The organism is Alphaproteobacteria bacterium, from assembly GCA_026400645.1.
GTDB lineage: Bacteria > Pseudomonadota > Alphaproteobacteria > Paracaedibacterales > CAIULA01 > JAPLOP01.
In genome coordinates, this window is sequence record JAPLOP010000037.1 from 40,657 (window position 1) to 64,820 (window position 24,164).

The window sequence follows — 24,164 nt, forward strand, 5'->3', positions numbered from 1 at the left end:
TATTATGATATGGGTTATTTTTTGAGTACTATGTCATGCTGGTTCTTTTTGCAAAAGGGTTGATCGCGGGTTTTTCAATCGCGGCACCCGTTGGTCCAATCGGCATACTGTGTATTCAACGATCCCTTCAGGATGGATTTAAAATTGGGCTGATGACGGGGTTGGGGGCAGCCTGCGCCGATGGTTTGTATGGATTGATTGCCGGTTTTGGTCTGACATCCGTATCATCATTGTTTATGACGCATCAAAATTGGATACGGTTTATTGGTGGTACGCTTTTGCTCTATCTTGGTGTCCGATTATTCCGAACGATTCCGCCTGACCAATCGATGAAAAACCCCGATGAATTGCCGGCTCGACGATCATCGTGGTATACGTTCTCAGCAACATTCTTATTGACATTAACAAACCCAATAACGATTTTATTGTTTATTGCTGTGTTTTCTGGGCTTGAACTCAACACAACAAGCGCAAATTATGCTGAAGCTACTGTTCTTTCTATGGGTATAGTATTGGGCGCAACAGCGTGGTGGTTGTTGCTTAGCAGCGGCGTTTCCTTTATTTTTCGTCGACGCCTGAGCGTAACTGCCATGCGCAGAATTAATCAATTCTCTGGGATTGTTCTTTTAGCTTTTGGTATTTTTGTCTTAGCGATAAGATAGGGAATATTTTTATTCACCTCGGATAGTTAGGAAAATCATGGCAGGACATTCACAATTTAAAAACATCATGCACAGAAAAGGGGCTCAGGATGCAAAAAGAGCCCGAATTTTTGCAAAAATAGCCCGCGAAATTATGGTCGCTGCACGATCTGGATTGCCGGATCCGCACTCAAACCCCAGGCTTCGGACCGCCCTGGCCTGTGCCCGTGCCGCCAATATGCCCCGTGATAATGTTGAACGGGCAATGAAACGCGCAATCGGTAACGAAGACAATACTGTTTATGAAGAAGTCCGCTACGAAGGGTATGGCCCCGGTGGTGTGGCCGTTATCGTCGAAACCCTGACAGACAACCGCAACCGAACAGCATCGGAAATTCGGTCGGCATTTAACAAGCATGGCGGAAACCTGGGTGAAACCGGGGGCGTAAGCTTTATGTTTGAACGCATAGGGATGCTTAAATTTGATGCAGGCAAAGTATCTTTTGATTCCTTGTTTGAGGCAGCCGTTGAAGCCGGCGCCGACAATGTTGAGGCTCATCCTATAGAAGATTCCGATGGTTTCCTAGAAGTCACCTGTTCGATGGATTTATTTGCAATCGTTCGGGATCAATTGGTTGATAAAATTGGTGACCCTGTGGAGGCTAAAATTATTTGGCGTCCCCTCAATGCCGTGCCCTGTGCCGAAGATACCGCCCGCACCCTGATCAAGTTGGTTGATGTTTTGGAAGACAATGACGACGTTCAAAACGTTTATGCAAATTTCGATATATCGGACGAAGTATCGGCGAAATTGCTGAGTTAGGGGAGGCTTTCGAACAAAGCAAGTCGATCATATCTGTTGCATTTTATAATAAACTCCAGTACTGTTTCCTTTAATATTAACATCTGACCCTTCTGGTGAATTGCATAATCTCGCCAGTGTTTACATAGGATTTATAATGGAAAAAATATCGACCAACATCCCATCCGCAATCGAATCTCCTGAAAAGGAAAGCTTTGCAAGTCTTTTAGAAAGTTCACTGACCGAACAACGTTCCTTTGATGGTTCTGTTGTAAAGGGAATTATTATTGCCATTAAAAATGATCAAGCAATTATTGATGTTGGCTTGAAAGCAGAAGGCCGTGTCCTTTTGAAAGATATAGCGGCTCGCGGACAAATCTCAGAGATTCGCGTTGGCGATATGGTCGATGTTTATGTAGAACGCATCGAAGACAAAAATGGCGAAGCCGTCTTGAGTATTGAAAAAGCTCGACGTGAAGCCGCATGGAATGATCTCGAAAAAGCCAGCGAAACAGGCGAATTGATTGATGGTGTGATTTTCGGAAAAGTTAAGGGTGGTTTTGCCGTTGACCTGAGTGGCGCGATAGCCTTCTTGCCAGGCAGCCAAGTCGATATACGCCCCGTGCGCGATGTTGGGCCATTGATGAATATTACTCAGCCTTTCAAAATCCTGAAAATGGATAAGGCTAGAAGCAATATCGTCGTATCCAGAAGGGCCGTCCTAGAAGAATCACGCGCAGAAGCCAGAACCGAATTGGTTGCACAATTGGTCGAGGGACAAATCCTTGATGGTATTGTCAAGAATATCACTGACTATGGTGCCTTTATTGATTTGGGCGGAGTCGATGGGTTGCTTCACGTGACCGACATTTCATGGCGCCGCATTAACCACCCAAGCGATGTTTTGAAACTGGGCGAATCTATTAAAGTTCAAGTCATTCGTTTCAACAAAGAAACACAACGAATCTCATTGGGCATGAAGCAGCTTGAAGCTGATCCATGGAAGGGCGCAGAAGAACGGTTCACATCTGGTTCTCGTCACCAAGGTAAGGTTACTAATATCGCTGATTACGGTGCCTTTATCGAATTGGATAATGGAATCGAAGGGTTGATTTACGTTACAGAAATGAGCTGGACCAAGAAAAACGTTCACCCAAGCAAAATCGTTGTCGTCGGACAGGATGTTGAGGTTGTCGTTTTGGATGTTGATCTGAACAAGCGTCGTATCAGTCTTGGGTTAAAGCAGTGCGCAGAAAACCCATGGCAGAAATTCGTTGAACAACACCCAACGGGAAGCATCATCGAAGGTACAATCAAAAACATTACAGAATTTGGTTTGTTTGTTGGTGTAACAGCAGAACTTGATGGAATGATCCATCTGTCTGATCTTTCCTGGGAAAAAACGGGCGAAGAAGCGATTTCCGGATACACAAAGGGACAGTCCATCAGCGTTAAAGTTTTGGATGTTGATCCAGAGAAAGAAAGAATCAGCCTGGGTGTGAAACATCTTTCGTCTGATCCTTTTGAATCTGCTACAAATCAACTTAAAAAAGGTGACGTTGTAACAGGAACAGTTTGTCAGATCACCGACAAGGGTATCGAGGTTACGTTGGTTGATGGCTTAACCGGCTTTATTAAAAAACCAGATCTATCACGCGACAGAGAATATCAAAGATCTGAACGTTTTGCGATCGGTGAAAAAGTTGATGCAAAAATCATCACCCTTGATAAATCTGGCCGTAAAATCAATCTGTCCATCAAGGCCAGAGAGATCGACGAAGAAAAAGAAGCGCTGTCTGAATACGGTTCCTCTGATAGCGGTGCAAGTTTGGGTGATATCCTTGGTGCAGCCATGAAGAAAAAGGCCAGCACAAAAGAATAAGCACTCAGAAAAAATAAGAGACTGTTGACGAATGACCCGTTTTGACCTTGTTAAAATGATCAACCTGCACCATAATAGGTTTAGCGTTGATTTAATTGACAAGGTTTTGGACGGGATTTTTATTTTTTTCCGGCAAGAATTAGCTGCTCGTAATCGAATTGAATTGCGTGGGTTTGGCGTTTTTTATCTTCGTACTTGCGGGGCTAAAAAGGCGCGCAATCCAAAAACAGGACTGACTGTCCTTGTGCCTGCACGTCAATACGTTCATTTTAGAATGGGGAAGCAATTAAAAGACCGGATGAACCAAAATCCAAACGAACCTTGCATTTCTGAAAGTTACATATGAACTGGCTTACTAACTTTGTCCGCCCGCAGATTAAATCCCTTATTCAGCGGAATGAGCTTCCTGATAATCTGTGGACGAAATGTCCAAGTTGCGATCATATGCTCTTTCACAGGGATTTGTTGGAAAATTTAAGAGTATGCCATCACTGTAATCATCATTTACGGGTGGATGTTAAGCAGCGTTTCGAGATGCTTTTTGATGATAGTGCCTATACAGAAATGGAAACACCAAAGCCTGTAGCCGACCCACTCAAATTCAAAGATAGCAAGCGGTATATTGATCGTTTAAAAGAGTACCGACAAAAGACGGGCCGAACAGATGCCATTATTGTGGCGCATGGGTATATCGGCGGCAATTCGTGTGTTATTGCGTCTCTAGATTTTTCCTTTATGGGGGGGTCGATGGGCCTGGCCGTTGGTAGCGCCCTTGTGACCGCAGCTGTACATGCCGTAAAGATTCAAGCACCCCTGATAGTTATTACAGCGTCCGGCGGAGCCCGCATGCAGGAAGGGATTTTATCCCTCATGCAAATGCCCCGGTCTATTATTGCTGTTGAAATGGTCAAAGAAGCCGGCCTTCCTTATATCACGTTACTGACGGATCCAACCACGGGGGGTGTCAGCGCATCGTTTGCCATGTTGGGGGATATTGCTATTGCTGAACCGGGTGCTGTTATTGGTTTTGCTGGCGCCCGCGTTATCGAGGAAACGATTCGTCAAAAACTACCTGCTGGATTTCAAAAGGCTGAATATCTGCTGGATCATGGAATGATTGATATGGTTGTTCCCCGTTCCGAGCAACGATCCACATTCATAAAATTGCTTAGCCTCCTGAACAAGGGGGACCGAAAGATGCAGCTACAAATTGAATAAAGACAGTGATGCATCATGATCATTGGCATTGGGACCGATCTGTTAGATTGTCGCCGTTTGGAAAAATCCATCAGTGCTTTTGGTCAGCGATTTCTTGACCGTTTGTTTACAAATGCGGAACAAAAAAAATGCCAAGGGCGAAAAGAAGTATTTCAAAGCTATGGCAAGATATTCGCTGCAAAGGAATCGGTCTTAAAAGCCATTGGTGACACCGAGGGTGTGCGATGGCAGGACATAGAACTTAATCATTTACCGAATGGTAAGCCGACTGTTACACTGTCAGGCAGGGCCCTGGAAAACTTAAAAAAACAAATTCAAAGCGATCGTCCATTTAAATTTGATGTATCAATCAGTGATGATCCCCCCTATGCCATTGCATTCGTTGTGATATCTTGTTGATGAACCTAAAAGGAAAAAACATGCACTTCTATTCTGTTGAGGCTATCCTCTCGATTTTTAGTAAATCACCTGACAAACGCGAAACAATAAAAAATGAAGCAAAAGGTTTTTTCTTTGCCTTTGTTATTGCTATGATCATTCGAACGTTTTTGTATCAGCCATTCAGCATCCCCTCTAGTTCCATGGTTCCAACTCTGCTTGTGGGGGATTATTTATTCGTCAATAAATTTGCCTATGGATATTGCAATCACTCCTTTCCCTTTGGTCCCAACCTTTTTTCTGGGCGCATTCTGGCATCGGAACCCAAAAGGGGGGATGTCGTTGTTTTCTTTAATCCAAAGCACGATAACCTGGATTACATTAAACGGTTGGTTGGGCTGCCCGGGGATCGCGTTCAGGTTATCCAGGGAGTCCTTAATATCAACGGTCAGCCGGTAGCGCTGGAAAAAATCGAGGATTTTCATACCGTTGATGAGCAGGGTCGCTTGAGGGTTATTTCCCAATATATCGAAACGCTTCCAGGCGGGATCAAGCATCCAATTCACAAGATTGTCCCTTTTGGAAAGGGTCGCCTCGACAATACAGAGGAATTCCATGTACCCCCAGGACATTATTTTATGATGGGCGATAATCGTGACAATTCCCAGGATAGCCGGGTTGAATCCCATGTTGGGTTTGTTCCTGCAGAAAATCTGATCGGCCGTGCGGATATCCTTTTCTTTTCTACGGAAGCAAAATGGTATAGGCCCTGGGAATGGTTACTTGACCTGCGTTACCAACGATTATTGCAATTGATTAAGTAGCTGAGTTCGACGTAAAACCATTTTCAAAAATGATTAGCGAGTTTCCTGGATGGCCACGCTCTCTGCGATCGCTCGCCATGACGACGTCATTGCGATGAGGGCGAAGCCCGAGGAAGCAATCCAGGAATCAATGGTATTCGGTTAAAGAAAAAAGCACGAACTTCCCCCTCCTCAAATAACGCCTCCTGTCATCACGCGGCTTGATCGCCGCGCGGGATCCGGAATACATGGGGGTCTCCCCCCGCGTGGTCAAGCCGCGTGATGACGGGAGGTGGTCTTGTGTGGTGTGTGGGGGTTAGGGACGGAGAAGCCCCCTAACGAGTTTCCTGGATGTGGATGGCCACGCTCTCTTCGTTCGTCAGCCATCACGACGTCATTGAAAATGGCATCCCTCGCATCTCTATCACCTTTTAGGTCGCGCTTTCTTTAAAGAAACAACGCCATTTGCAAGCGACCAATGAATATAAAAGTCAGCATGATCGTGGACCAATTCGAATTGAGTGCGTAGCTCGTTCACGAGCGGCGTTCCCCTGTCGGGCGAACACTGAACACGCGCATTGTGGCTGGCAGGGTTAAAGAAAGCTGCCCACGTCCAGCTGAATAGTCAATCGTGATTGCTTTGTCTGGTATTTTGCTAAAGTTGACATTCACATCAGCGTGACCTGCATTGATATGAATATTCCTTGTGTCGGCAACAAGCGCATTCATTTGTCCGGCATCTATGGTGATGTCACCCATATCTTTTATTGTGAGCAGTTGTGTTTGACCCGTGTTTATGCCTATTTCCGTATGGTGTGGAACCATTATTTCATAATTACAGGCGCCTCTGCTTTTGGTCTGAGCGTGTTCAATTTTAAGCGTCTCGCCGACAAGGTTCATTTCATTGATACAAGCTTGACGCTCAGGGGATACGGTAACTGTAGCAGCACATTCGGGACCGGATGCAATGCAAATACGCCCATTATTATTATTGACTGTAAGATGTTTTATGGGTCCTGAAAAAACTCTGTGAAATGGGTCTGTGCGACCGTTCTCACCACAGGCAGAGGTACAACAAAACAACATTAAAAGTATTTTTTTCATTTTTTATTAAGACCCCCGATTTACGTATTTAAGTAGACCGCGGGATGATTTTTACTTCATCCCATTTGCATTTAGCACCTCTTTGACCTTTGTTGCAAGATCTTTAAGAGTAAACGGTTTTGGTAAGAAATGAATCTGGGCATCGTGGTCCAAATTCTTTCGGAACGTATCCTCGGTATATCCAGAAATGAATATCACTTTGGTCTCAGGAAGTAAATCCCGTATTTTCTTGCTGAGGGTTGGACCATCCATCTTTGGCATAACCACATCCGTGATCAATAAATCAAATTTTTCGCCCTTTTGAACGATCTCTAGCGCGCTCTCGCCGCTGTTGGCCTCTAATACGCGGTATCCTTTTTCCCGTAATGCACGTGTGCTAAAAAGCCGGACGGCATCCTCATCCTCGACCAAAAGAATCGTCTCGGCCCCGGTCAAATCACCCGACGGTTGTTCGGCATGTATTGTGTAGACTTGCTCTGGTCCCACGTAGCGTGGCAAAAAGATCTTGAATGTTGTGCCGCTGCCGACTTCGCTTTCAACGCTGACGAAACCGCCTGTTTGCTTAACGATTCCATAAACAGTCGACAGCCCAAGGCCCGTTCCGGATCCAACTTCCTTGGTGGAAAAGAAGGGTTCAAAAATGTGTTCTAAATGTTCTGATGCTATGCCACACCCTGTATCGATCGCCTCCACCAGCACATAATCACCGGCTGGGACCAAATCATGACCAATTCGATGTTGACGATGACACTGATAATGCCCCGTTCTGATGACCAGCGTTCCCCCTTGGGGCATTGCATCGCGGGCATTGACTGCCAGGTTAATGATGACTTGTTCCAGCTGGCTGGCATCAACCTTGACGGGCCACAAATCCCGCCCATGGATCATCTGCAGGTCCGTCCCGGCACCAATCAAGCGGCGCAGCAATGCCGACAATTCCGCCAATGTGTCCGTCACATTAATGACTTTGGGTTGTAGGTTCTGTTGCCTTGAAAACGCCAATAATTGCCGAACCAAATTGGCCGCGCGATTTGCATTTTGTTTGATTTGAACGACATCGGTATAGGACGGATCATTTGGCATATACCGATGCAGCAACAAATCGCAAAACCCAATCATGGCCGTCAAAAGATTGTTGAAATCGTGGGCGATACCACCGGCCAATTGACCAACAGCCTGCATCTTTTGCGATTGGATGAATTGTTGTTCCAATCGTTTTTGTTCAGAAATATCAATAAATTGGATCAGTAACGGAATTTCTTTGTTACCACGAAGGGGGTTTTCCAAAGAATCATCCAATCGGCTGATATAGGCCGTTGTAAAGGTTTTGCCCCCCTCAAAACGAACTTCGAATGGCGTGACGGGGCCCTGTTCCGTGCTTGCCAAATGCAGCTTGGTTGTCACCTCTGGTCGAAGGGACGTATGAATTAAATCATAAAGGTTATCACCAATTTTAAGAGTATCCTGATCCACAAGGACCAAGTCACTAATCATCGCGGCATAGGCGGGGTTAAAGGCAATAATCTTGCCAGTTTTTTCAGCGATAACAGCAGGGACGGGGGCTTGGGTAAAGATTGATTGGTTAAAATGAACTTCTTCTCGTGTTGACGATGATGGAAATACGCCAGGGTCAATCCGACACAGCAAGGATGCGTGAAATTTATTACTATTGGTATGTGACGGAAATAAAAATGCCTTGAATGGTTGGGATTTATAGGGCCGAATCGTGACAAGGACCACTTTATTTTCGGTGATTTTTTTCTCGTAGTCGTCGATAAAATCTTGCAAGGGGCGCCCAAGGGCCTGGTCCTTGCCAACGCACAGCCATTGGCTTAGGGTGCTGTTGGCCCCAACCAAATGACCGGTCTGGCTTCTATAAAAAATCCCAAACGGCGCAAAATCAAGAAATTTTTCCATCTGATGGTAATTTTGCTTGAGCTGACTGTATCCATCGAAATATTTGGTCATTTCTGTGAGGGACACCAAAACCAGATGCCTCCCCCCCACGGTCAAAGGATCAATTGGCGAAACCTCGGCCCGCCACCAACGTTGTTGCTGCCCTAAACCGTTGCCACCACCAACCAGCAGTACTTCACCTGTGTGATGATCCTCCACCCACTGTTTAAAAGTCACCGATTCATTGGACGGCGTCACCTTCATTAATAATTTACGCAAGAATTCCTTTTGATGTTGATAAAGGTGGGGATGTGTTGTAAAAAGTGTTTTTCCTTTTTCGTCAAACACAGCGATTTCCTGGTTTTGGCTGAGCGTGGCTGAAATAGCCTGGATTAACCCCAATTGTTGAAGTGTTTCTTTATGGTTATGTTGGGCGCCCAGAACAATAAATACACTGACTAACAAGAGGATCGTCACGATAAAAAAGCAGAGAAATACCAATGTTCCGGGGCGCGAAAGGGCTATGAATCCAAGAATCCCCTCTATTGCCGCATGGAGCATCAAGACTAAAACTGTTGTAAGGGGCATTTTCATGGATGGTATTCCGCGTTGGGGATGAGGAGTATTTTGTTGAGGTTAGTGTAACAAATTTTCTTCATGGTTAGGAAAAATTACGTACCTGCATCCCAGCCGCCTGTTGAGTTTTGCCGCCAATAGACACACGGGATCCCGGCCGCTTTATAGTGGGACTGTCGCTGCTGGGCGCGTGTTTTGTTTTCATCCAAGGTCCCTTCGAACACATCGAGGCATTTTTTAAAGGCGTCTGGTTCCTCGATCAACCCGCCTGTCGTTACAACCAGGACGTCAGCCTGATTGGGATTTTCAAGGGTCGTTGTTAACCATATCGGTTGACGCGACCTGGTGGCGGCGTCCTCTTTTATGCTGCCGTGTGGCAGAAACGCCAGCGTAGAATATGTCCACAGGGCCGCATTAACGACCCCGAGGCGTTCCTCTGAATCCAACAAAACAACCGCCCGCTGCTGGGATGAATAGACTTTCTCCAGCAGCTTTGGCAGCATTTTCTCAACGGATGTTGTGGTTAGCTCATAAAACGAAACTTCCATAGCCTGTACTTACTTTTTGGCGTTCGGATCGCGCGTGCTGTATTTTCCAAAATTGCCAAAAACGTCACGCAAAACATTGGATTCATACCCTGTCGTTTCTGTTTTCTTTTGATTTGGTTCTATGTTGGTGTTTTCGCCGTCGATTTTCTTGACTTCCCTTACGATATCCTTTGGATCAAACGCGATGACAATTGTTTGTTGTTCTAATGTTTGTGGCGTATGAAAAGACGTCGTGGATGTTTTTTTGGAAACATAGTACCAACTTTGTCTTTGGTTGGAATCTGGAAAAGTTGACGTTGTTGAGGGGCTGCCAAACTTTTCCTGGATTGTTTCCTTGGTGTCAACGCCCAGTTGGATTTTGTTCAGATCCAGTGTTTCCGGGTTATATCCGCGACTGTCTATGGTTGGCGTGCAACCAGAAAAACAAGCAATAATTAATGACAAGGGGATCAGGTGATATATTTTTTTCATGGATGAATTACACGCCTTCGTTTGATAGTTTATAGTCTATGTTTCGCATTCCCCGTTCAATATGTCAATTCATTACCAATGGAATCACCCAAAATGGGCGTTTAGGTTCAAAGTAACCAGTATAAACTCAGTTCGACATTAAGAGCCGTATTAAAACAAGACCCACCGTAGTTTTCCTTCGGCTTGACCGAGGAAACCTATAGGTTTCCCCAGTTGATAAAGATCATTTTCATTCTCTGGACCCTATGGTCAAGCCATAGGGAAACTTGCTTTTGTCTGGGTTTTATTGACTTGTTACATCGAGCTTAGGTTAGTATAAACTTTTTGCGTGAAATTTATTAAACGGTAGTGTTTAATAATTGTTGGGGATTTTCCCCGATATTCAATGAAATCACAATTTAAAAGAGTTTTAGACGTAATGAGTATAAAGAAAATAATTTTGGGCACCTTGGTAGGGTTGTTTTTGAAGGGGGTAGAGGCAGCTTCAGTGGGAGATCCCGAGGAGTGTACGCGTTCAGCCTTGTTTGAAGACATAATAAGGGAGGTAGCCGAAGACAGCATGTGCAGTTTAGACGCAGATCTTCTTTATGAGGAAACATATGGACAGGGTAAGTTGCATGATTTTTTAAAGGGCGCAGTGGATTATGAACGGGAGTTGTTCGATAATATCGTGGATCCAATTAATGATGTTGTTCACCAATTATGGGGTCCTTCGGATGGGCTTCAGTCCCTCGGTCAGGTAAAAGACGTGATGGTATATATCGCAAACAAATTCAGGGAACAGGAAGGGAAGCTGGCATGTCTGCATATTGCTGCTCCGCCACAGAATAATAAAATAAAGACATCGGTGTCTATCTCGCCATTTGTGTGTCTTGGAAATCAGAGTAAACTTTCATTTTTTTGTTTTGCTCTTTATACTCTAAATTCCCAAGGGATTTTTGGGGATCGAGTTTTTAATCAATTGGGTAAGCATGCATTTGGTGAGTCCGGTGCATGTTACATAAATATAGTTAAGCCCATAAATGATGCATTAATAGCGGGAAAGTTTAATAAGGATCTGAGGGTTGGGGGTTGCTTTTCAGATGTCAAGATAGCCATATCTGCGATACAAGAAAAACTCACTCAAAACCAGGTCCTTATAGAGAGACATAGCCGGGTTGCCCAACAAAGACTGGGTCTTGCGCGCGTTACGAACAAAACCTTTGGTCATTTTGATACCTTGCAAGCATTGGATTCTGCCACGAAAGCTGGTGCTCTTGTCACACTTTGTAACATGGCGGTTCTTGTAAAGGATCTTGTTTCGTCGTAAAACTTATAGTTGAGAAAGACTAATTACGGTACAACAAACGTGCAAACAGTTTCAAATCAACATCAATTTCACCCAGCAGCCTTTCCGTGGCCTGCAAGGGATTATGAAAACGAGGCGATAGCCCCACTGCAAGCGACACTTAAAAAAAGTGTAAGCTGCATTGGTGTTGGTGTTCATTCTGGCAAATCGTCAACATTGACACTGCGTCCAGCCACTGTTGGAACAGGGTATGTGTTTTTGCGGGGCGACTTACCCCAGGGGCAAAACACAATTCCTGCCCGTTTTGATGCTGTGAGCGACACGCGGATGTGCACAACGCTATCCAACAAGCAGGGTGCTTCCATTTCAACGGTTGAACATGTGGTTGCGGCGCTGGCGGGCGCGGGCATTACGAATGCCATCATCGAAGTCAACGGACCAGAAGTTCCCATCATGGACGGCAGTTCTTTTGTTTTTTCACAAATGATTCGCTCGACAGGGACTTTTTCCCAGGGTGAATCTGCGCCCTCTATTAAGATAGTAAAGCCTGTTCGCGTTGGTTCCGAAAATGCTTTTGCGGAATTTGTCCCATCCGAAAATCGTTCCATCACAATGACGTTTGATGCCGGTGGGCGCTTGCCTGCATCGATGAAGCAAGATGAATTTACATTCGATTATGATGCCGATGATTTTTCATCCTTGTTATGCGACGCGCGGACTTTTGGATTTTACGAGGATGCTGCAAAACTATGGGCCGCCGGACTTGCCAAGGGCGCATCCCTTAATAATACCGTCGTGATTCAGGATGATGCTGTTATGAATGTGGATGGCCTTCGGTCTCATGATGAACTGATCCGCCACAAAGTCCTTGATGCTATCGGGGATTTAGCGTTGGCGGGCGTTGTGATTCATGGACATTTTAGGGGACATAATTCTGGGCATGCCCTTAATAATCAACTGCTGAGAGCGGTTTTTTCAACACAGGGTGCATGGACTGCGGATTCTTTACCACAACAAATGTTTCTTTGATTTATCTGCTCTTTGGTATAACCTGACGTTAAGAAATTCTTAAGGTCAGAAAGTATAAAGAGTATGTTCAACATTTGTTTAAAAGATGGCAGTGAACGCCGATATGGCGCCCCCGTAACGGGCGATGAAATTGCCCACTCTATTTCCCCGCGATTGGCAAAAGAAGCCGTTGCAGTGCGTGTAAACAGTGAATTGTGGGATTTAACGCGTGTTGTTCCCAATGGCGCCACAATCGAAATCATTACCCGTAAGGATCCAGAAGCCCTGGATATTATCCGGCATGATACGGCCCACATCACCGCAGAGGCTGTCAAGGAACTTTATCCAGAAACACAGATTACCATTGGACCCTCGATTGAAAACGGGTTCTATTACGATTTTCACCGTGAAACACCCTTTACGCCAGATGATCTTGTTAAGATCGAGGCGCGCATGCGGGAAATCATCAACCGTGACGAGAAATTTATTCGCAGCGTTTGGGAGCGTGCAGACGCGATCCAATTTTTCCGCGATCAGGGCGAATTTTTCAAGGCCGAGCTGATCGAAAGCATTCCTGGGAATGAACCCATTACGCTTTACAAGCAGGGGGACTTTGTTGATCTGTGTCGTGGGCCCCATATGCCATCGACCGGTCGTGTTGGAACCGCATTCAAATTGATGAAGCTGGCGGGCGCCTATTGGCGGGGCGACCATCGGAACCCCATGTTGCAACGAATTTACGGAACTGCCTGGGCCACCGAACAACAGTTGAAAGATCATCTTTTCCAACTAGAAGAAGCCGAAAAACGCGATCATCGTCGTTTGGGTACCGAATTAAGTCTGTTTCATTTTCAGGAAGAAGCCCCCGGTAGCGTTTTCTGGCACCCAAAGGGGTGGAGCATTTATCGCACGCTCGAGGCATTTATGCGCAAACGGCTCGATAAGGTTGGATACGTAGAGGTTAAAACTCCACAAATGCTGGACCGCAGCCTGTGGGAGGCATCGGGTCACTGGGAAAAATTCCGCGAACACATGTTTACGGTTGATTCAGAATCAAAAGTGTTGGCTGTAAAACCGATGAATTGCCCGTGCCATGTTCAGATTTTCAAACAGGGTCTGAAAAGCTATCGCGATCTACCGTTGCGAATGGCGGAATTTGGATCGTGCCATCGAAATGAACCATCGGGGTCGTTGCATGGATTGATGCGCGTTCGGGCGTTTACCCAGGATGATGCCCATATTTTTTGCACACCTGAACAAATTGTTTCTGAAACGAAGATTTTTTGTGATCTGTTGATGGAGATCTACAAAGCCCTTGGGTTCACCGATGTTCGGGTGAAATTTTCCGATCGCCCAGAAAAACGGGCAGGGGATGATTCTGTTTGGGATCTGGCTGAACAATCCCTGATAACGGCGGCAACGGCGGCGGGTCTTGATTATACCCTAAATCCGGGGGAGGGGGCTTTTTATGGCCCCAAACTTGAGTTTGTGCTCAAGGATGCGCTGGGGCGCGATTGGCAGTGCGGAACGTTGCAGGTGGATTTTGTATTGCCGGAACGTTTGGATGCGTCATACATTGGCGAGGATGGCAAAAAGCACCGACCTGTCATGTTGCATCGGGCGATTTTGGGCACGTTCGAGCGGTTCATTGGGGTGTTGATCGAAAATTGCGCCGGGAAATTCCCTGTGTGGTTGGCACCGGTTCAGGCAGTCGTTGCGACGATCACCAGCGATGGAGAGGAGTATGCGACTGCTCTTTATCAGCATTTATTGGATCTTGGGATTCGAGTTACATTGGATACCCGTAACGAGAAAATCAATTACAAGGTGCGTGAACATTCCTTGCAAAAAGTACCATACTTATTGGTAGTAGGGAAAAGAGAAGCCGAGGAAAACACCGTCGCTGTGCGGCGTTTGGGCGGGGAGGCACAGCAAGTTGTCAGTCGTCAGGAAATCATTGATACGTTGATCCTGGAGGCCTGCATTCCCTAGGGGCTTTGTTGGGGATTTTACGTCGAACTGGGGTTAATACCATTTTCACTAAGAGGTAGTTCAACAAATTTGCACTTATACCGTAAATATTAATTCATGCTATTTACTATTTTAATTTAATCTCAACGAACACTCCCGTCATCCCGTGGCTTGACCACGGGAACCATGTATTCCATTGTGGATCCCGCGATCAAGTCGCGGGAGGAGTATTACCTACCCTTGTTTTGATGGTTAAATGTTTCATACAAAGCGATTGCCGCTGCATTGGATACATTTAATGTTGAAAAGTCGGGCACCGTGGCCAAGCGAACATGAAAATCGCATAAATCCTTGGTTAGGCGTCGCATTCCTTCGCCCTCGCCACCCATTAGTAAAGCGATCCTTCCATTCAGATCAATTTGATCCAACGTTTTTTCTCCGGCTTCGGAAAATCCTACAAACCAAAATCCAAATGCCTTTAATTCCTTAATGGATTGGGCCAGGTTGTTGACCACGCACCGTGGTACAAGTTCCAGCGCGCCACAGGCTGATTTTGCCAATGCACCCGATTCTTTTGGGGCATGTCGATCCGTCATAACCAACGCGCGTGCCCCAAACACGGCGGACGTGCGTAAAATTGCCCCCACATTGTGCGGGTCATTCACCTGATCCAGGACAACGATCCGTTCGTTTGGGGACAGGGCATCCTCTAGAAATTCAATCGGATGGGGTTCCAGCGGGTGAACATCCAGGACGATCCCCTGATGGACAGCTCCGGCTGGCAAAAGCCTTTCAAGATGATGACGGTCCATGATTTCCACCTTTGCTTGACCGACGGGTGGCAGCTTGTCCAGTGTGGCTTCCTGCGACAGCAATACACGCTGGATCTTTCTCATTGGGTTTGATAAAGCCATACGACAAGGGTGATAACCATATAAATACATTGAAACGTCTACTCCGATGGATGTTGTATGCGATGATATAATTTTTTATAAGCGCTTATCATCTTGTCGCTTGAAAACAGGTCAAGATATCTTGTGTGGGCATTTTCACCCATTTCTTTGGCCCTTTTTGGGTTTGCCAATAAGTCCATCAGGGCCTGTTTTAGTCCCTCTGGTTGATTGGGCTCTATTACAAAACCAGTTGTTTGATTGTGATTAATATAGCTTGTTCCTGTTCCAATTTCACATGATATTAACGGCTTTTTGTACATCGCCGCCTCTAGCAGTGAAATGCCAAATGCCTCCGATCGCAAATGTGATGGAAATACGAATCCATAACAGGCTGTCAGCAGGTCAGCTTTTTGCTGATCTGATATCGCCCCAAGGAAGTGAACGTTGGTTAATCCTGCCGCCTGTTTTTTAAGATCATGCTCGATCGGCCCGGTCCCAGCAATAACGATTTGAATGGATGTATCGCGTACAGCCTCGATCAGGGTATGCAACCCCTTATAGTATCGAAGCACGCCAACGAAGGCAAAAAATCGATCCCCAAAACGCTTTTGAAGGGATGATATTCCATCCGGTGTGGCGGCTGGATAATCCTTTTTATCAATGCCAATGGGGATAATTGATGTTTTGTTTTTGAATTGTTTTAGGATGGGACTTGTTTCCATATAGGCGGGAGACGTCGCCACAATGCAATTAACGCTTTTCAAAAACCGATACATCAATGGCTTGTAAATCGGATAAAATAGTTTTTGTTTTACAATATCAGAATGATAGGTCACGACTGTTGGGGGATTGGTGCGCGCTGCAAAATGTAGCATATCGGCAAAGGGATAGGGGAAATGATAATGAATGATGTCAAACTGTTTTGAGAGGTCACGGAATTTTTTAAAGGCGGGCAGGGACAAGGGCGTCGATGCGATGGTACAATCGGATGGACAGCGGTGAACGCGTATCCCGTCAACAACGATTGTTTCTGTGTCTTTGTTGGGCGTTAGGCAAAAAACCTCGGATACTATTCCATCCTTCAACAATCCCTTTGACAGGGTCGATATGACCTGCTCAACGCCCCCCATTGTGTCCGGAAAATAGGTTTTATAAACATGTAAGATTTTCATTGGTGTTGCCGATCCATGATGACTTTTTCAAAAATTGTCCGTAAACGATGTGCCGAATCTTCCCAAGAAAATCGATCAGCATTGGGCCTGGCTTTTTGTGACAAAGCTTGGTGTAACTTGATGTCTGTGATCAGGGTCAAAAGACCATTCTTGATCGATTCCACATTCAATGGATCGACCAAATATCCGGCATCCCCGGCAACCTCTGGCATTGATGATGTGTTAGATGTTAAAATGGGAACGCCATAGGACATGGATTCAATCAGGGGGAGGCCAAATCCTTCGTACAAGGATGGCATAGCAAGGAACAGGGCATTTGCGTAAAGCGATTGCAATATGGGGTCGTCCACATAACCCAAAAGATGCACAAAGGGTGACAGATTTAATTTATGAATTAACCCCTCAAGATTAACATCGCCCCATCCTTTTCCCCCGGCAATCACAAGCGGCGTTGCCTGTTTTGCATCCTCATCAAGGGCGCTATAGGCCCATAAAAGCTTGACCAGGTTTTTACGAGGCTCCAGTGTTCCTACAAAAAGAATATATTTTTTTTCAAGGAATTTCAGGGGCCGTGGGATGGGTCCCATTTTTTTGGAAACGCCGTTGTAAACAATAGATACCTTTAATGGGGCGACTTTGAATTCGGTGTAAATGGATTCTTGTGTTGCGCCTGAATCAGCCAAAATATGATCGGCTTGTTTGATTGCCAGGGGCATCTGGATTGTATCCAATACACGCGTCCCCAAACGCATGGTTCGCGGATGATAGCGGTAAACCAAATCATGAATGGTAACAACGGATGGGATTTTCCTTGGCAAGAAATAGGGGAGCCTGTGGGCCGGTCCCCAAAAAATATCGATTGCGTCCGCCGTTGCCCATTTTGGCAGGGTTGTTTCGGCCCAAAGTTGGCGACGCCACACCGATTGCAGGTCCGCACAGCGAACAGTGTGGGGTTCAAAAGCGGATAAATCGATGGAATCAATAATGGGCGCCGGGCTATAGAGGAACAGCTGCGTGTCGGGAATTTTGGCTAGCTGGAGGCACAGCTCGAGCGTATATCGCCCAATACCCGTTAATGGTTTTGATAAGTTCCGAACATCAATGCCAATTTTCATTTAGTTTCTATATCTATTCAAAGGAATCGGAAATCGCTTTTAAGACGTTTGCATAATACACCACGAAAAATTCAGGCGTCAGAACATCTGATGCAAATTTTTGTGCATTTTGCATGACAGTTTTGCATTTTTCTGGGTCATTGCGCAATGAATCAATTTTTTGCCTTATGTCGGACATGTCAGGATTAATGCCAATATAATGAACACCATCCTTTATGTAAGGTGTAAAAAACTGCACAAAGTTTGTCTGATACAACAGAATGGTTCCCATATGCATGCCGAAACAAACGCGTTCCCATGCCGATACATTCCCATCCAGGGAAACAATGTATTTATATGTTGCTTGATTTTCAAAACGAATAAAGTTTTTAGCCGGATTTGTTCCAAACGTTTCCTCCATGAATTTTGTGTATGCTCGACCGCTGTCTGAATCCGGAACCTGGCAAGTGTGACTAACGAAACGTGCATCAACATAATCGGGATTTTTTAGGGAAAAATCAACCAATCGATAGCGGGGGATAGTATCTTTTTCCGTCATGTCATAAGATCCGCCCGTTTGGGACCCGCGCCATATAGCGATATCTTTTCTGGAAGGAAAGGGGTTCTTCTTTGTCTCCTTTTTGATGCGATCGATCGACTTTGAGTATTTTGATCGAATGAGATAAAAATCAGGAACTAGAAAAATACTCTTGAGGTCTTTTTTATAATATTTCTTGTCAATGTCGATCATTAAAATAGGCACTGTCGCAATATCCATTTGTGCTAACAAATTCTTGGGCAGCGCACCACAATCCCCAAGCGCACTATAAAATGAAAATGATTTTTCTTTGTTGAGATGGGCCGAGACATTTGTGTTCAAAAAGTCTAGGAGAATATTTAGCCTGTCTTTGTAGGCATTGTTTAATGCAGGGGCTGAAAACGAACCGCTGGTGAAATCAATACGCGTAAAACAATCTGTAGGCACGCTATTTTTAGTCACAAGATCATTGACAATAGCCTCGAACTTATCGAGGGTGCCCTTTGTATAGGAATGCTTCTGACTTTTTATTTGAGTGTATAAATCATCTAATATCTGCTGTGCTTGCTGAGAACGCGGCCCTTCAAAGGGGTTAATTTTGTTCTGGTGGGCCATCATGAAATACAGAAAAAAGAGAGGAAGGGCAAAAATCAGTTTCTTAAGATGACGCACAATAACCCCTTTTTAACGATATATATCTGACTTTAGAAAAAGTTGATAGCTTGTTATTTATTTCAAGTCAGAATATACTCCCAAACAGAATACAGGTATAGTTTTTTCTGTTTGGGCATAAATTTAAAAGTCTGACTTATATTAACGAAGCCAGGTGGGATGATAATTAGTTATCATCAGATTTCCATATTCGCATTCCGAGTGTGAGGTTGTGGAATCTGAATCGCTTCTGCGTAAGCGCGGCGGTTGAGAGGCGATTTTCTGAAATATTGGATCCGCCGGTGCGTGTTGTTGGGCGGGAATGTTTTGACTAATGTTGTTTTTTGAATCTGATATCAAAACCCGAGTAGGGGAGCTCTTGTGAAATGATTCTGGAAGTGTGGCCTTTTGTGAGGGAAGCTGGGCCGATAAATTAAGCGCGCCATGATAATCACTGGCCTTTATTGGGTTCGTTTGGGTTACCGGATATCTGACTTCATCCTTTGTTTTTTTCGCTAGTAAGTCTGATATTGAAGGAGAGATATAATGCAGAACGGTTACGGCGGGGGTCATCAAATCGAGTTTCGAGGGACTGCGGGGCAAGCCATGGGGAATGATTCTCGGGTGGCATTTACTGGCTGTGGGCGTTTTGTGGGGATTGGCGATAGCATCTCCATTAATTTCAAGGTCTGAAGCATATCCTGCTCCCGATGCCATTAGAAGCAGACTCGTTACGCGTAGAAACAAATTCATTGTTCTTGATACTTTCTATTTTGATTAATTAGTCGATAATATTTACATAAATTTCCCCAATTTGGAATAATTATTTATTCCTTTTGGAACAAAACCTGACGACTGCGCGTTGCCGAAAGTAATGCGGCATAAGTCCATAACAAATCTTTGGCGCCGACTTGTTGGCCGGTTACGCGATCAAGCTGTTCAGAAAAATGGCAGGAGGTATCATCCTGATGGCTGGCCCCGTATCCCGTTATTGTTTTTAGAATTTGATCACCTTCTTGGATTAGGCAATTTACCAGTCGATGAAATTTGTCGTTGTGTTCGGCGGCCGTTATCATTCCGATATTTACGGTATTTCCACCACCAATTTGTTGCCAAAATAATAAATTAATAGTGGTGATTTCGATGTGTCCTTGTTTTAACAAAATAGGAGCCAATCGGTAATAATATTCTGCCAATGCAGCCGTGATTAAAAACCATGGATTTCCATAACGGAACTGATCCCCATCGTAAATATCGTTCGGATAGCGACCCAGGAAAACGCAACCGTTTGCCTTTTGGGTTAAATTGATTTTATACAAATTGGCGAATATGTGCCTTAGAAAGAAAATCGTGCTCATCACGCGATCATTGCCCAGGCTTAATGGATCGGACGCATCTCCCAAATCACCATGCAATAATCCCAACAAGACAGAACTGTTAACCCCACCGCCCTTGTGATCTTGCTGAGTCATTGTTTCCGCAAAATATCCCAAGGATTCATCCCAGTGCCTTTCTAGCGATTCACCAAGCTTTTTGGCGGCTTCCTGATAGACAGCAAAAGGCGCATCAATTTTATGCGATTCCAGAAAGGCGACCCCCTTGATCAGGGCTTTTCGTTGAATCCCATTGGTAAAAAAAAGATGGGTATCGGCGACCTCCTCCCACACGCAATAGCTTTTTTGATCCCATTCTGACGCAACATAATCCAAATCCGTTTTAATTATGTCGATCAGTGCGTCGCTGGACCCCAGTGCATCAACCACAGACATCATTGTTAGGGCACGAAAGGCTGGACCATCATTTTGGGGGCGGCGCCATGGTTTTTGCCAAATTGTTCCGTCAATGTTGTATTTTGGTTCCCCTAAGGCATCTTTCCTGGTGTCTTTTTTGTTTTGTTGGTGGGCTTGGTTTTGGGATTCTTGTTCAAAGTTTATGTACCGAATTAAATAGTCATGGAACTTTGTTTTTTCGTCCCCCTGGGCTTGTTTGTACAAAAAAACAACTTCTTGCATGACGATTGCTGCATCACGAACCCAATGAAAGATATAATCTTGACTCATTCCATTCGTGTCTTGATTGGAAAGCGATGCAATCACAGCCCCCGGACGTGATCGGATAATTACCCCCTCGTCATTCTTTGTAAACGTATTTTCGTCGGTTGCGATGTTTGCTAACAGGTGGCCCTGAATCGCCCGAAGGTCTTGCGGAGTAAATGGGTTGTTGTCGTTGACTGTGTTGCATGATTGGGCAGTTGGAAAGGTCATAGTTATTTTGTCCTTTTTAGGCGATATCATTTTTATGCTGATTCTGTTACGTGAAATGCATTCAATATAGTTTAGCAAGCAAAAATACTACCCCTAATAGTATCATGCATGACTATTTCTGGGCCAGATTTTCTAATCGGTCCTGCAGTGTCTTGTTAAATTTATTTTTATCGAGAGTTCAGATTTTTTAATAAACGATTAACTATTTTTGTTTTATTATAAAAATATAAAAAACGTTAATTTATTATTTTTTTTCAGCATGATTTTACTTAATAACAACAAAAAAACAAAGATTTTGCGATGATATATAAATTTAAAAACAATGACACTCATCATGATATGGTAGAAACTATCCACAGTGTTTTTACTGATAAGATAAAAATTTTCGCAGATAGTGAATTCTTGAGAGATAACGCGCCCATTTTTGTTGCCAACCATCAGGTATTGATAGAATCTTTGATATTTCATGTGATTTTCAAAAACAAGATTTGGGGTAAGTTGTGTATCCTTGCAAAATCTGGACATCCTTTAGACAAATTTGTAGCCATACTTGATGAGATAAATCCGGGATTGCGCACAACACCCAAAATGTTTTGCATAAAAAGAGAAGACCCCCTATCAGTGGTCAGAGAAATTCACGACCATCTTGATATAATTAAAGACAGCTCCTTGTTGGTTCATGTGGCGGGGACTCGGTCCTTCGTGTCGGATGATCCCGTCACAGCGATGTCATATCTTTTTATTGAGCTTGCCATTAGCCTTGATAAACCTATCGTTCCTGTTTATTTTTCCGGTGGATTGCCGGTTGTAAATGAGACGAAGGGCCGATTTGATCTTCCTTATCAATGCACCAAACAAGACGTCACTATTGGCAATCCCATTTTGCCAAACGATTTTTTATCTTTGTCTCATTCGGAAAGAAAAAAGCTGGTTCTTGACTCTCTTAATAATTTGGCGCCAAATGACCCCTCGCCCAATCAGCCAAACCCAGAATTGGTTTGTGCAATTCAGTCAATCAAGAGCGAATTTAAGGTGGATGAATTAAAGGCGGTGCTCATTTATTCAATATTGAACGCCAAAGATCCACATGAAGATACATTGCTTTTGTGTGAGATGCTTAAAAATCCAGATTGTTTCGATAGGCAAACGTATGGGGATTTTTTTAAAATGGTGGATTATTTACGTCGATCGGCAGAATAAAATGTTTGACATTGGGAAATTGATTAATTTTTGCGATATACATCATAAGTGTTTTTTTATAATTAAAAATTATTTATTTTTATTATGGGCGAAATCGGAAAGATCTATTATCAAGGCTTTATCTTTCGATCAAATTGAAGAGATAATTTCTCATGTCATTAAAGGCCGAGATCCGGCGGGAATTTTAGCCATATGGGACATCGATTTTGTTCTTTTGCAGCCGACGGAACCTGCGTTTGCGGCATCTGCTGTACAATCTTATATGATCTCCCTTGTTTGGCTTTTTGGTTCCTTGGCACCAGAGAAAATCGATTTTGTTGTTGCCAGGGCAATAACTTCGTCTGCCTCAGAATTGATGGAGAAAAAATCGTCATTGATTTTTAATAAGATAAAAGAAACAAGAATTAACATGATTGGCGCAACTGCTATTTTATTGGGTGCTAATCATCCAGGTTCAATAAAAAAATGGAGACTGGAGGAGTTGAAAAAACATGGAATATGCTTCGAATCCAATCTGTTCTCATGCGATGAACAGCATCAAGGGGAATTAAAACCTTTTTATAGCCATGCTCCTTGTTTTGAAGAAGGGATCCTGTTTTCTAACGGCGAGTATGGTCCTCATTTAAAGGGTGAGGTTTTAAGGCATTTTTTTAAAAAAGCTACATCATTAAAAACAGTTATAGCTATTGATGATAATATTCTTATGTTGAAAAATATAAAAAAAATATCAGAAAACTGGACAAAAATATAGATTTTATCGGTATCTTACGCAGTGTGCAAGTTTTTCACGAATAAATTTGCATGAGCCATGATTGCTTGTTTAGATAAAGTTGATTAAAACATTAGCTATCTAAAGGCAACCATGACCCTAGAAGATTTTATCACTCAAACTTACTGTTTTGTCGATGATTATTTGCAAAAAATGAATTTAGATCAAATCAGAAAACGTGGGGAAAGACCATCCCTGTCCGATTCTGAAGTCATAACCCTTGAGGTTGCTGGGGAATACCTTGGGCATAATTCAGACAAAGCCATTTGGGCCTATTTTAAAACCCATTGGACTCACTTTTTCCCGAAGATCAGCTGCCGGACCAGCTTTTCACGACAGTGTGCCAATCTGTATGCTGTTAAAAAGAAGCTTCAGCACTTCGTGTCTGATCTTCTATCGACAGACCAGGATCTTTACCTTTGCGATGGATTTCCAATTCCTCTCTGTCATATCCGACGGTATAAACGATCAAAAACTGACCTTAGAACCCATGGTTCTGTTGGGTATTGTGCGACCAAAGACGAATATTACTTCGGATTTAAAGGACACATCATGATCACACAACAGGGCTCTGCTGTGGCTTACGATATAGCCCAGGCCAACGTTGATGAACGAGACATGGTGCCAGAGCTAGCAGCCAACAGGAGCGGTATGTTGTTGGCCGATAAAGGATTAATCCGTCCCGAATTAAAGGCTTTGTTGACTGCTCAGGGTCTTGATTTACAGACCCCCTTACGCAAAAATATGCCTGATTCACGACCAAAAGAAATCGTATCAACCATGATGAATATTAGACGAAAGGTTGAAACGGTTATTGGGCAACTTTCTGAACGATTTCGTATCCAATCTATTAAGGCAAAAGATCTATGGCACTTGTGTGCAAAGGTTGGAAGAAAGATCTTAGCTCATACAGTTTGTTTTATGTTTAATAAGGTCGAGAATCCAGATCAGCCACTAGCATTGGAATTGCTGATAGGGTGAAACTTGCACACTGCGT

Annotated in this window: 23 protein-coding genes; 13 read left to right on the forward strand and 10 right to left on the reverse strand. The window is 44.1% G+C overall.

Annotated features, from left to right (window positions below; all coding sequences use genetic code 11):
• Positions 1-35: 35 nt before the first annotated feature.
• The 7 genes from NTX76_06220 to lepB all read left to right on the forward strand — a co-directional run bounded on the left by NTX76_06220 (position 36) and on the right by lepB (position 5,745).
• Complete coding sequence (locus NTX76_06220) at positions 36-662, forward strand: LysE family translocator (GenBank protein ID MCX7338853.1); 627 nt, start codon at positions 36-38, stop codon at positions 660-662.
• Between the two features lie 37 nt (positions 663-699).
• On the forward strand, positions 700-1,464 hold the full coding sequence (locus NTX76_06225; GenBank protein MCX7338854.1) for a YebC/PmpR family DNA-binding transcriptional regulator: 765 nt from the start codon (positions 700-702) through the stop codon (positions 1,462-1,464).
• 136 nt (positions 1,465-1,600) lie between these two features.
• Complete coding sequence (rpsA, locus tag NTX76_06230) at positions 1,601-3,325, forward strand: 30S ribosomal protein S1 (protein ID MCX7338855.1); 1,725 nt, start codon at positions 1,601-1,603, stop codon at positions 3,323-3,325.
• Between the two features lie 31 nt (positions 3,326-3,356).
• Positions 3,357-3,671, forward strand: a complete 315-nt coding sequence (locus tag NTX76_06235) for an integration host factor subunit beta (GenBank protein ID MCX7338856.1) — start codon at positions 3,357-3,359, stop codon at positions 3,669-3,671.
• Positions 3,668-4,543 carry an acetyl-CoA carboxylase, carboxyltransferase subunit beta gene (gene accD / locus NTX76_06240; protein MCX7338857.1) on the forward strand — a complete coding sequence of 292 codons (876 nt, stop codon included), beginning with the start codon at positions 3,668-3,670 and terminating at the stop codon, positions 4,541-4,543. The genes NTX76_06235 and accD overlap by 4 nt, the downstream gene beginning before the upstream one ends.
• Before the next feature lie 15 nt (positions 4,544-4,558).
• Positions 4,559-4,942: a holo-ACP synthase gene (gene acpS, locus NTX76_06245; protein ID MCX7338858.1), complete on the forward strand. Its 384-nt coding sequence runs from the start codon at positions 4,559-4,561 to the stop codon at positions 4,940-4,942.
• Positions 4,943-4,962: 20 nt separating this feature from the next.
• On the forward strand, positions 4,963-5,745 hold the full coding sequence (gene lepB, locus NTX76_06250) for a signal peptidase I (GenBank protein ID MCX7338859.1): 783 nt from the start codon (positions 4,963-4,965) through the stop codon (positions 5,743-5,745).
• Positions 5,746-6,258: 513 nt separating this feature from the next.
• On the opposite strand, the gene NTX76_06255 is transcribed toward lepB, so the two are convergent.
• The 4 genes from NTX76_06255 to bamE all read right to left on the reverse strand — a co-directional run bounded on the left by NTX76_06255 (position 6,259) and on the right by bamE (position 10,319).
• On the reverse strand, positions 6,259-6,828 hold the full coding sequence (locus NTX76_06255; GenBank protein ID MCX7338860.1) for a hypothetical protein: 570 nt from the start codon (positions 6,826-6,828) through the stop codon (positions 6,259-6,261).
• A 51-nt stretch (positions 6,829-6,879) separates the two neighbouring features.
• The gene (locus NTX76_06260; GenBank protein ID MCX7338861.1) at positions 6,880-9,318 is read right to left on the reverse strand and encodes a response regulator; all 2,439 of its coding nucleotides are present in this window, start codon (positions 9,316-9,318) and stop codon (positions 6,880-6,882) included.
• 77 nt (positions 9,319-9,395) lie between these two features.
• On the reverse strand, positions 9,396-9,848 hold the full coding sequence (locus NTX76_06265; GenBank protein MCX7338862.1) for a DNA polymerase III subunit chi: 453 nt from the start codon (positions 9,846-9,848) through the stop codon (positions 9,396-9,398).
• 9 nt (positions 9,849-9,857) lie between these two features.
• On the reverse strand, positions 9,858-10,319 hold the full coding sequence (gene bamE / locus NTX76_06270) for an outer membrane protein assembly factor BamE (GenBank protein MCX7338863.1): 462 nt from the start codon (positions 10,317-10,319) through the stop codon (positions 9,858-9,860).
• A gap of 418 nt (positions 10,320-10,737) precedes the next feature.
• Here bamE and NTX76_06275 point away from each other — a divergent pair, with 418 nt between their 5' ends.
• The 3 genes from NTX76_06275 to thrS all read left to right on the forward strand — a co-directional run bounded on the left by NTX76_06275 (position 10,738) and on the right by thrS (position 14,607).
• Entirely contained in the window at positions 10,738-11,628 is an 891-nt protein-coding gene (locus NTX76_06275) for a hypothetical protein (GenBank protein MCX7338864.1), read from the forward strand.
• 39 nt (positions 11,629-11,667) lie between these two features.
• Positions 11,668-12,636, forward strand: a complete 969-nt coding sequence (gene lpxC / locus NTX76_06280; GenBank protein MCX7338865.1) for a UDP-3-O-acyl-N-acetylglucosamine deacetylase — start codon at positions 11,668-11,670, stop codon at positions 12,634-12,636.
• Positions 12,637-12,699: 63 nt separating this feature from the next.
• Entirely contained in the window at positions 12,700-14,607 is a 1,908-nt protein-coding gene (gene thrS, locus NTX76_06285; protein ID MCX7338866.1) for a threonine--tRNA ligase, read from the forward strand.
• Positions 14,608-14,816: 209 nt separating this feature from the next.
• Here the strand turns inward: thrS and rlmB are convergent, their stop codons facing one another.
• From rlmB to NTX76_06315, 6 genes are all read right to left on the reverse strand, one after another.
• A complete protein-coding gene (rlmB, locus tag NTX76_06290; protein MCX7338867.1) occupies positions 14,817-15,530 on the reverse strand; it encodes a 23S rRNA (guanosine(2251)-2'-O)-methyltransferase RlmB in 714 nt (237 codons plus the stop codon).
• 8 nt (positions 15,531-15,538) lie between these two features.
• Complete coding sequence (locus NTX76_06295) at positions 15,539-16,651, reverse strand: glycosyltransferase family 4 protein (protein ID MCX7338868.1); 1,113 nt, start codon at positions 16,649-16,651, stop codon at positions 15,539-15,541.
• Complete coding sequence (locus tag NTX76_06300) at positions 16,648-17,766, reverse strand: glycosyltransferase family 1 protein (protein MCX7338869.1); 1,119 nt, start codon at positions 17,764-17,766, stop codon at positions 16,648-16,650. The genes NTX76_06295 and NTX76_06300 overlap by 4 nt, the downstream gene beginning before the upstream one ends.
• 13 nt (positions 17,767-17,779) lie before the next feature.
• On the reverse strand, positions 17,780-18,955 hold the full coding sequence (locus NTX76_06305) for a glycosyl transferase family 90 (GenBank protein MCX7338870.1): 1,176 nt from the start codon (positions 18,953-18,955) through the stop codon (positions 17,780-17,782).
• 141 nt (positions 18,956-19,096) lie between these two features.
• Entirely contained in the window at positions 19,097-19,687 is a 591-nt protein-coding gene (locus NTX76_06310) for a hypothetical protein (GenBank protein MCX7338871.1), read from the reverse strand.
• A 74-nt stretch (positions 19,688-19,761) separates the two neighbouring features.
• Positions 19,762-21,198 carry a glycoside hydrolase family 15 protein gene (locus NTX76_06315; protein MCX7338872.1) on the reverse strand — a complete coding sequence of 479 codons (1,437 nt, stop codon included), beginning with the start codon at positions 21,196-21,198 and terminating at the stop codon, positions 19,762-19,764.
• A gap of 621 nt (positions 21,199-21,819) precedes the next feature.
• Here NTX76_06315 and NTX76_06320 point away from each other — a divergent pair.
• The 3 genes from NTX76_06320 to NTX76_06330 all read left to right on the forward strand — a co-directional run bounded on the left by NTX76_06320 (position 21,820) and on the right by NTX76_06330 (position 24,148).
• Positions 21,820-22,398 (forward strand): hypothetical protein, encoded by a 579-nt coding sequence (locus NTX76_06320; GenBank protein MCX7338873.1) that lies wholly within the window; start codon positions 21,820-21,822, stop codon positions 22,396-22,398.
• Between the two features lies 1 nt (position 22,399).
• Entirely contained in the window at positions 22,400-23,149 is a 750-nt protein-coding gene (locus tag NTX76_06325) for a DUF2608 domain-containing protein (protein ID MCX7338874.1), read from the forward strand.
• 171 nt (positions 23,150-23,320) lie between these two features.
• The gene (locus NTX76_06330; protein ID MCX7338875.1) at positions 23,321-24,148 is read left to right on the forward strand and encodes an IS982 family transposase; all 828 of its coding nucleotides are present in this window, start codon (positions 23,321-23,323) and stop codon (positions 24,146-24,148) included.
• Positions 24,149-24,164: the final 16 nt, after the last annotated feature.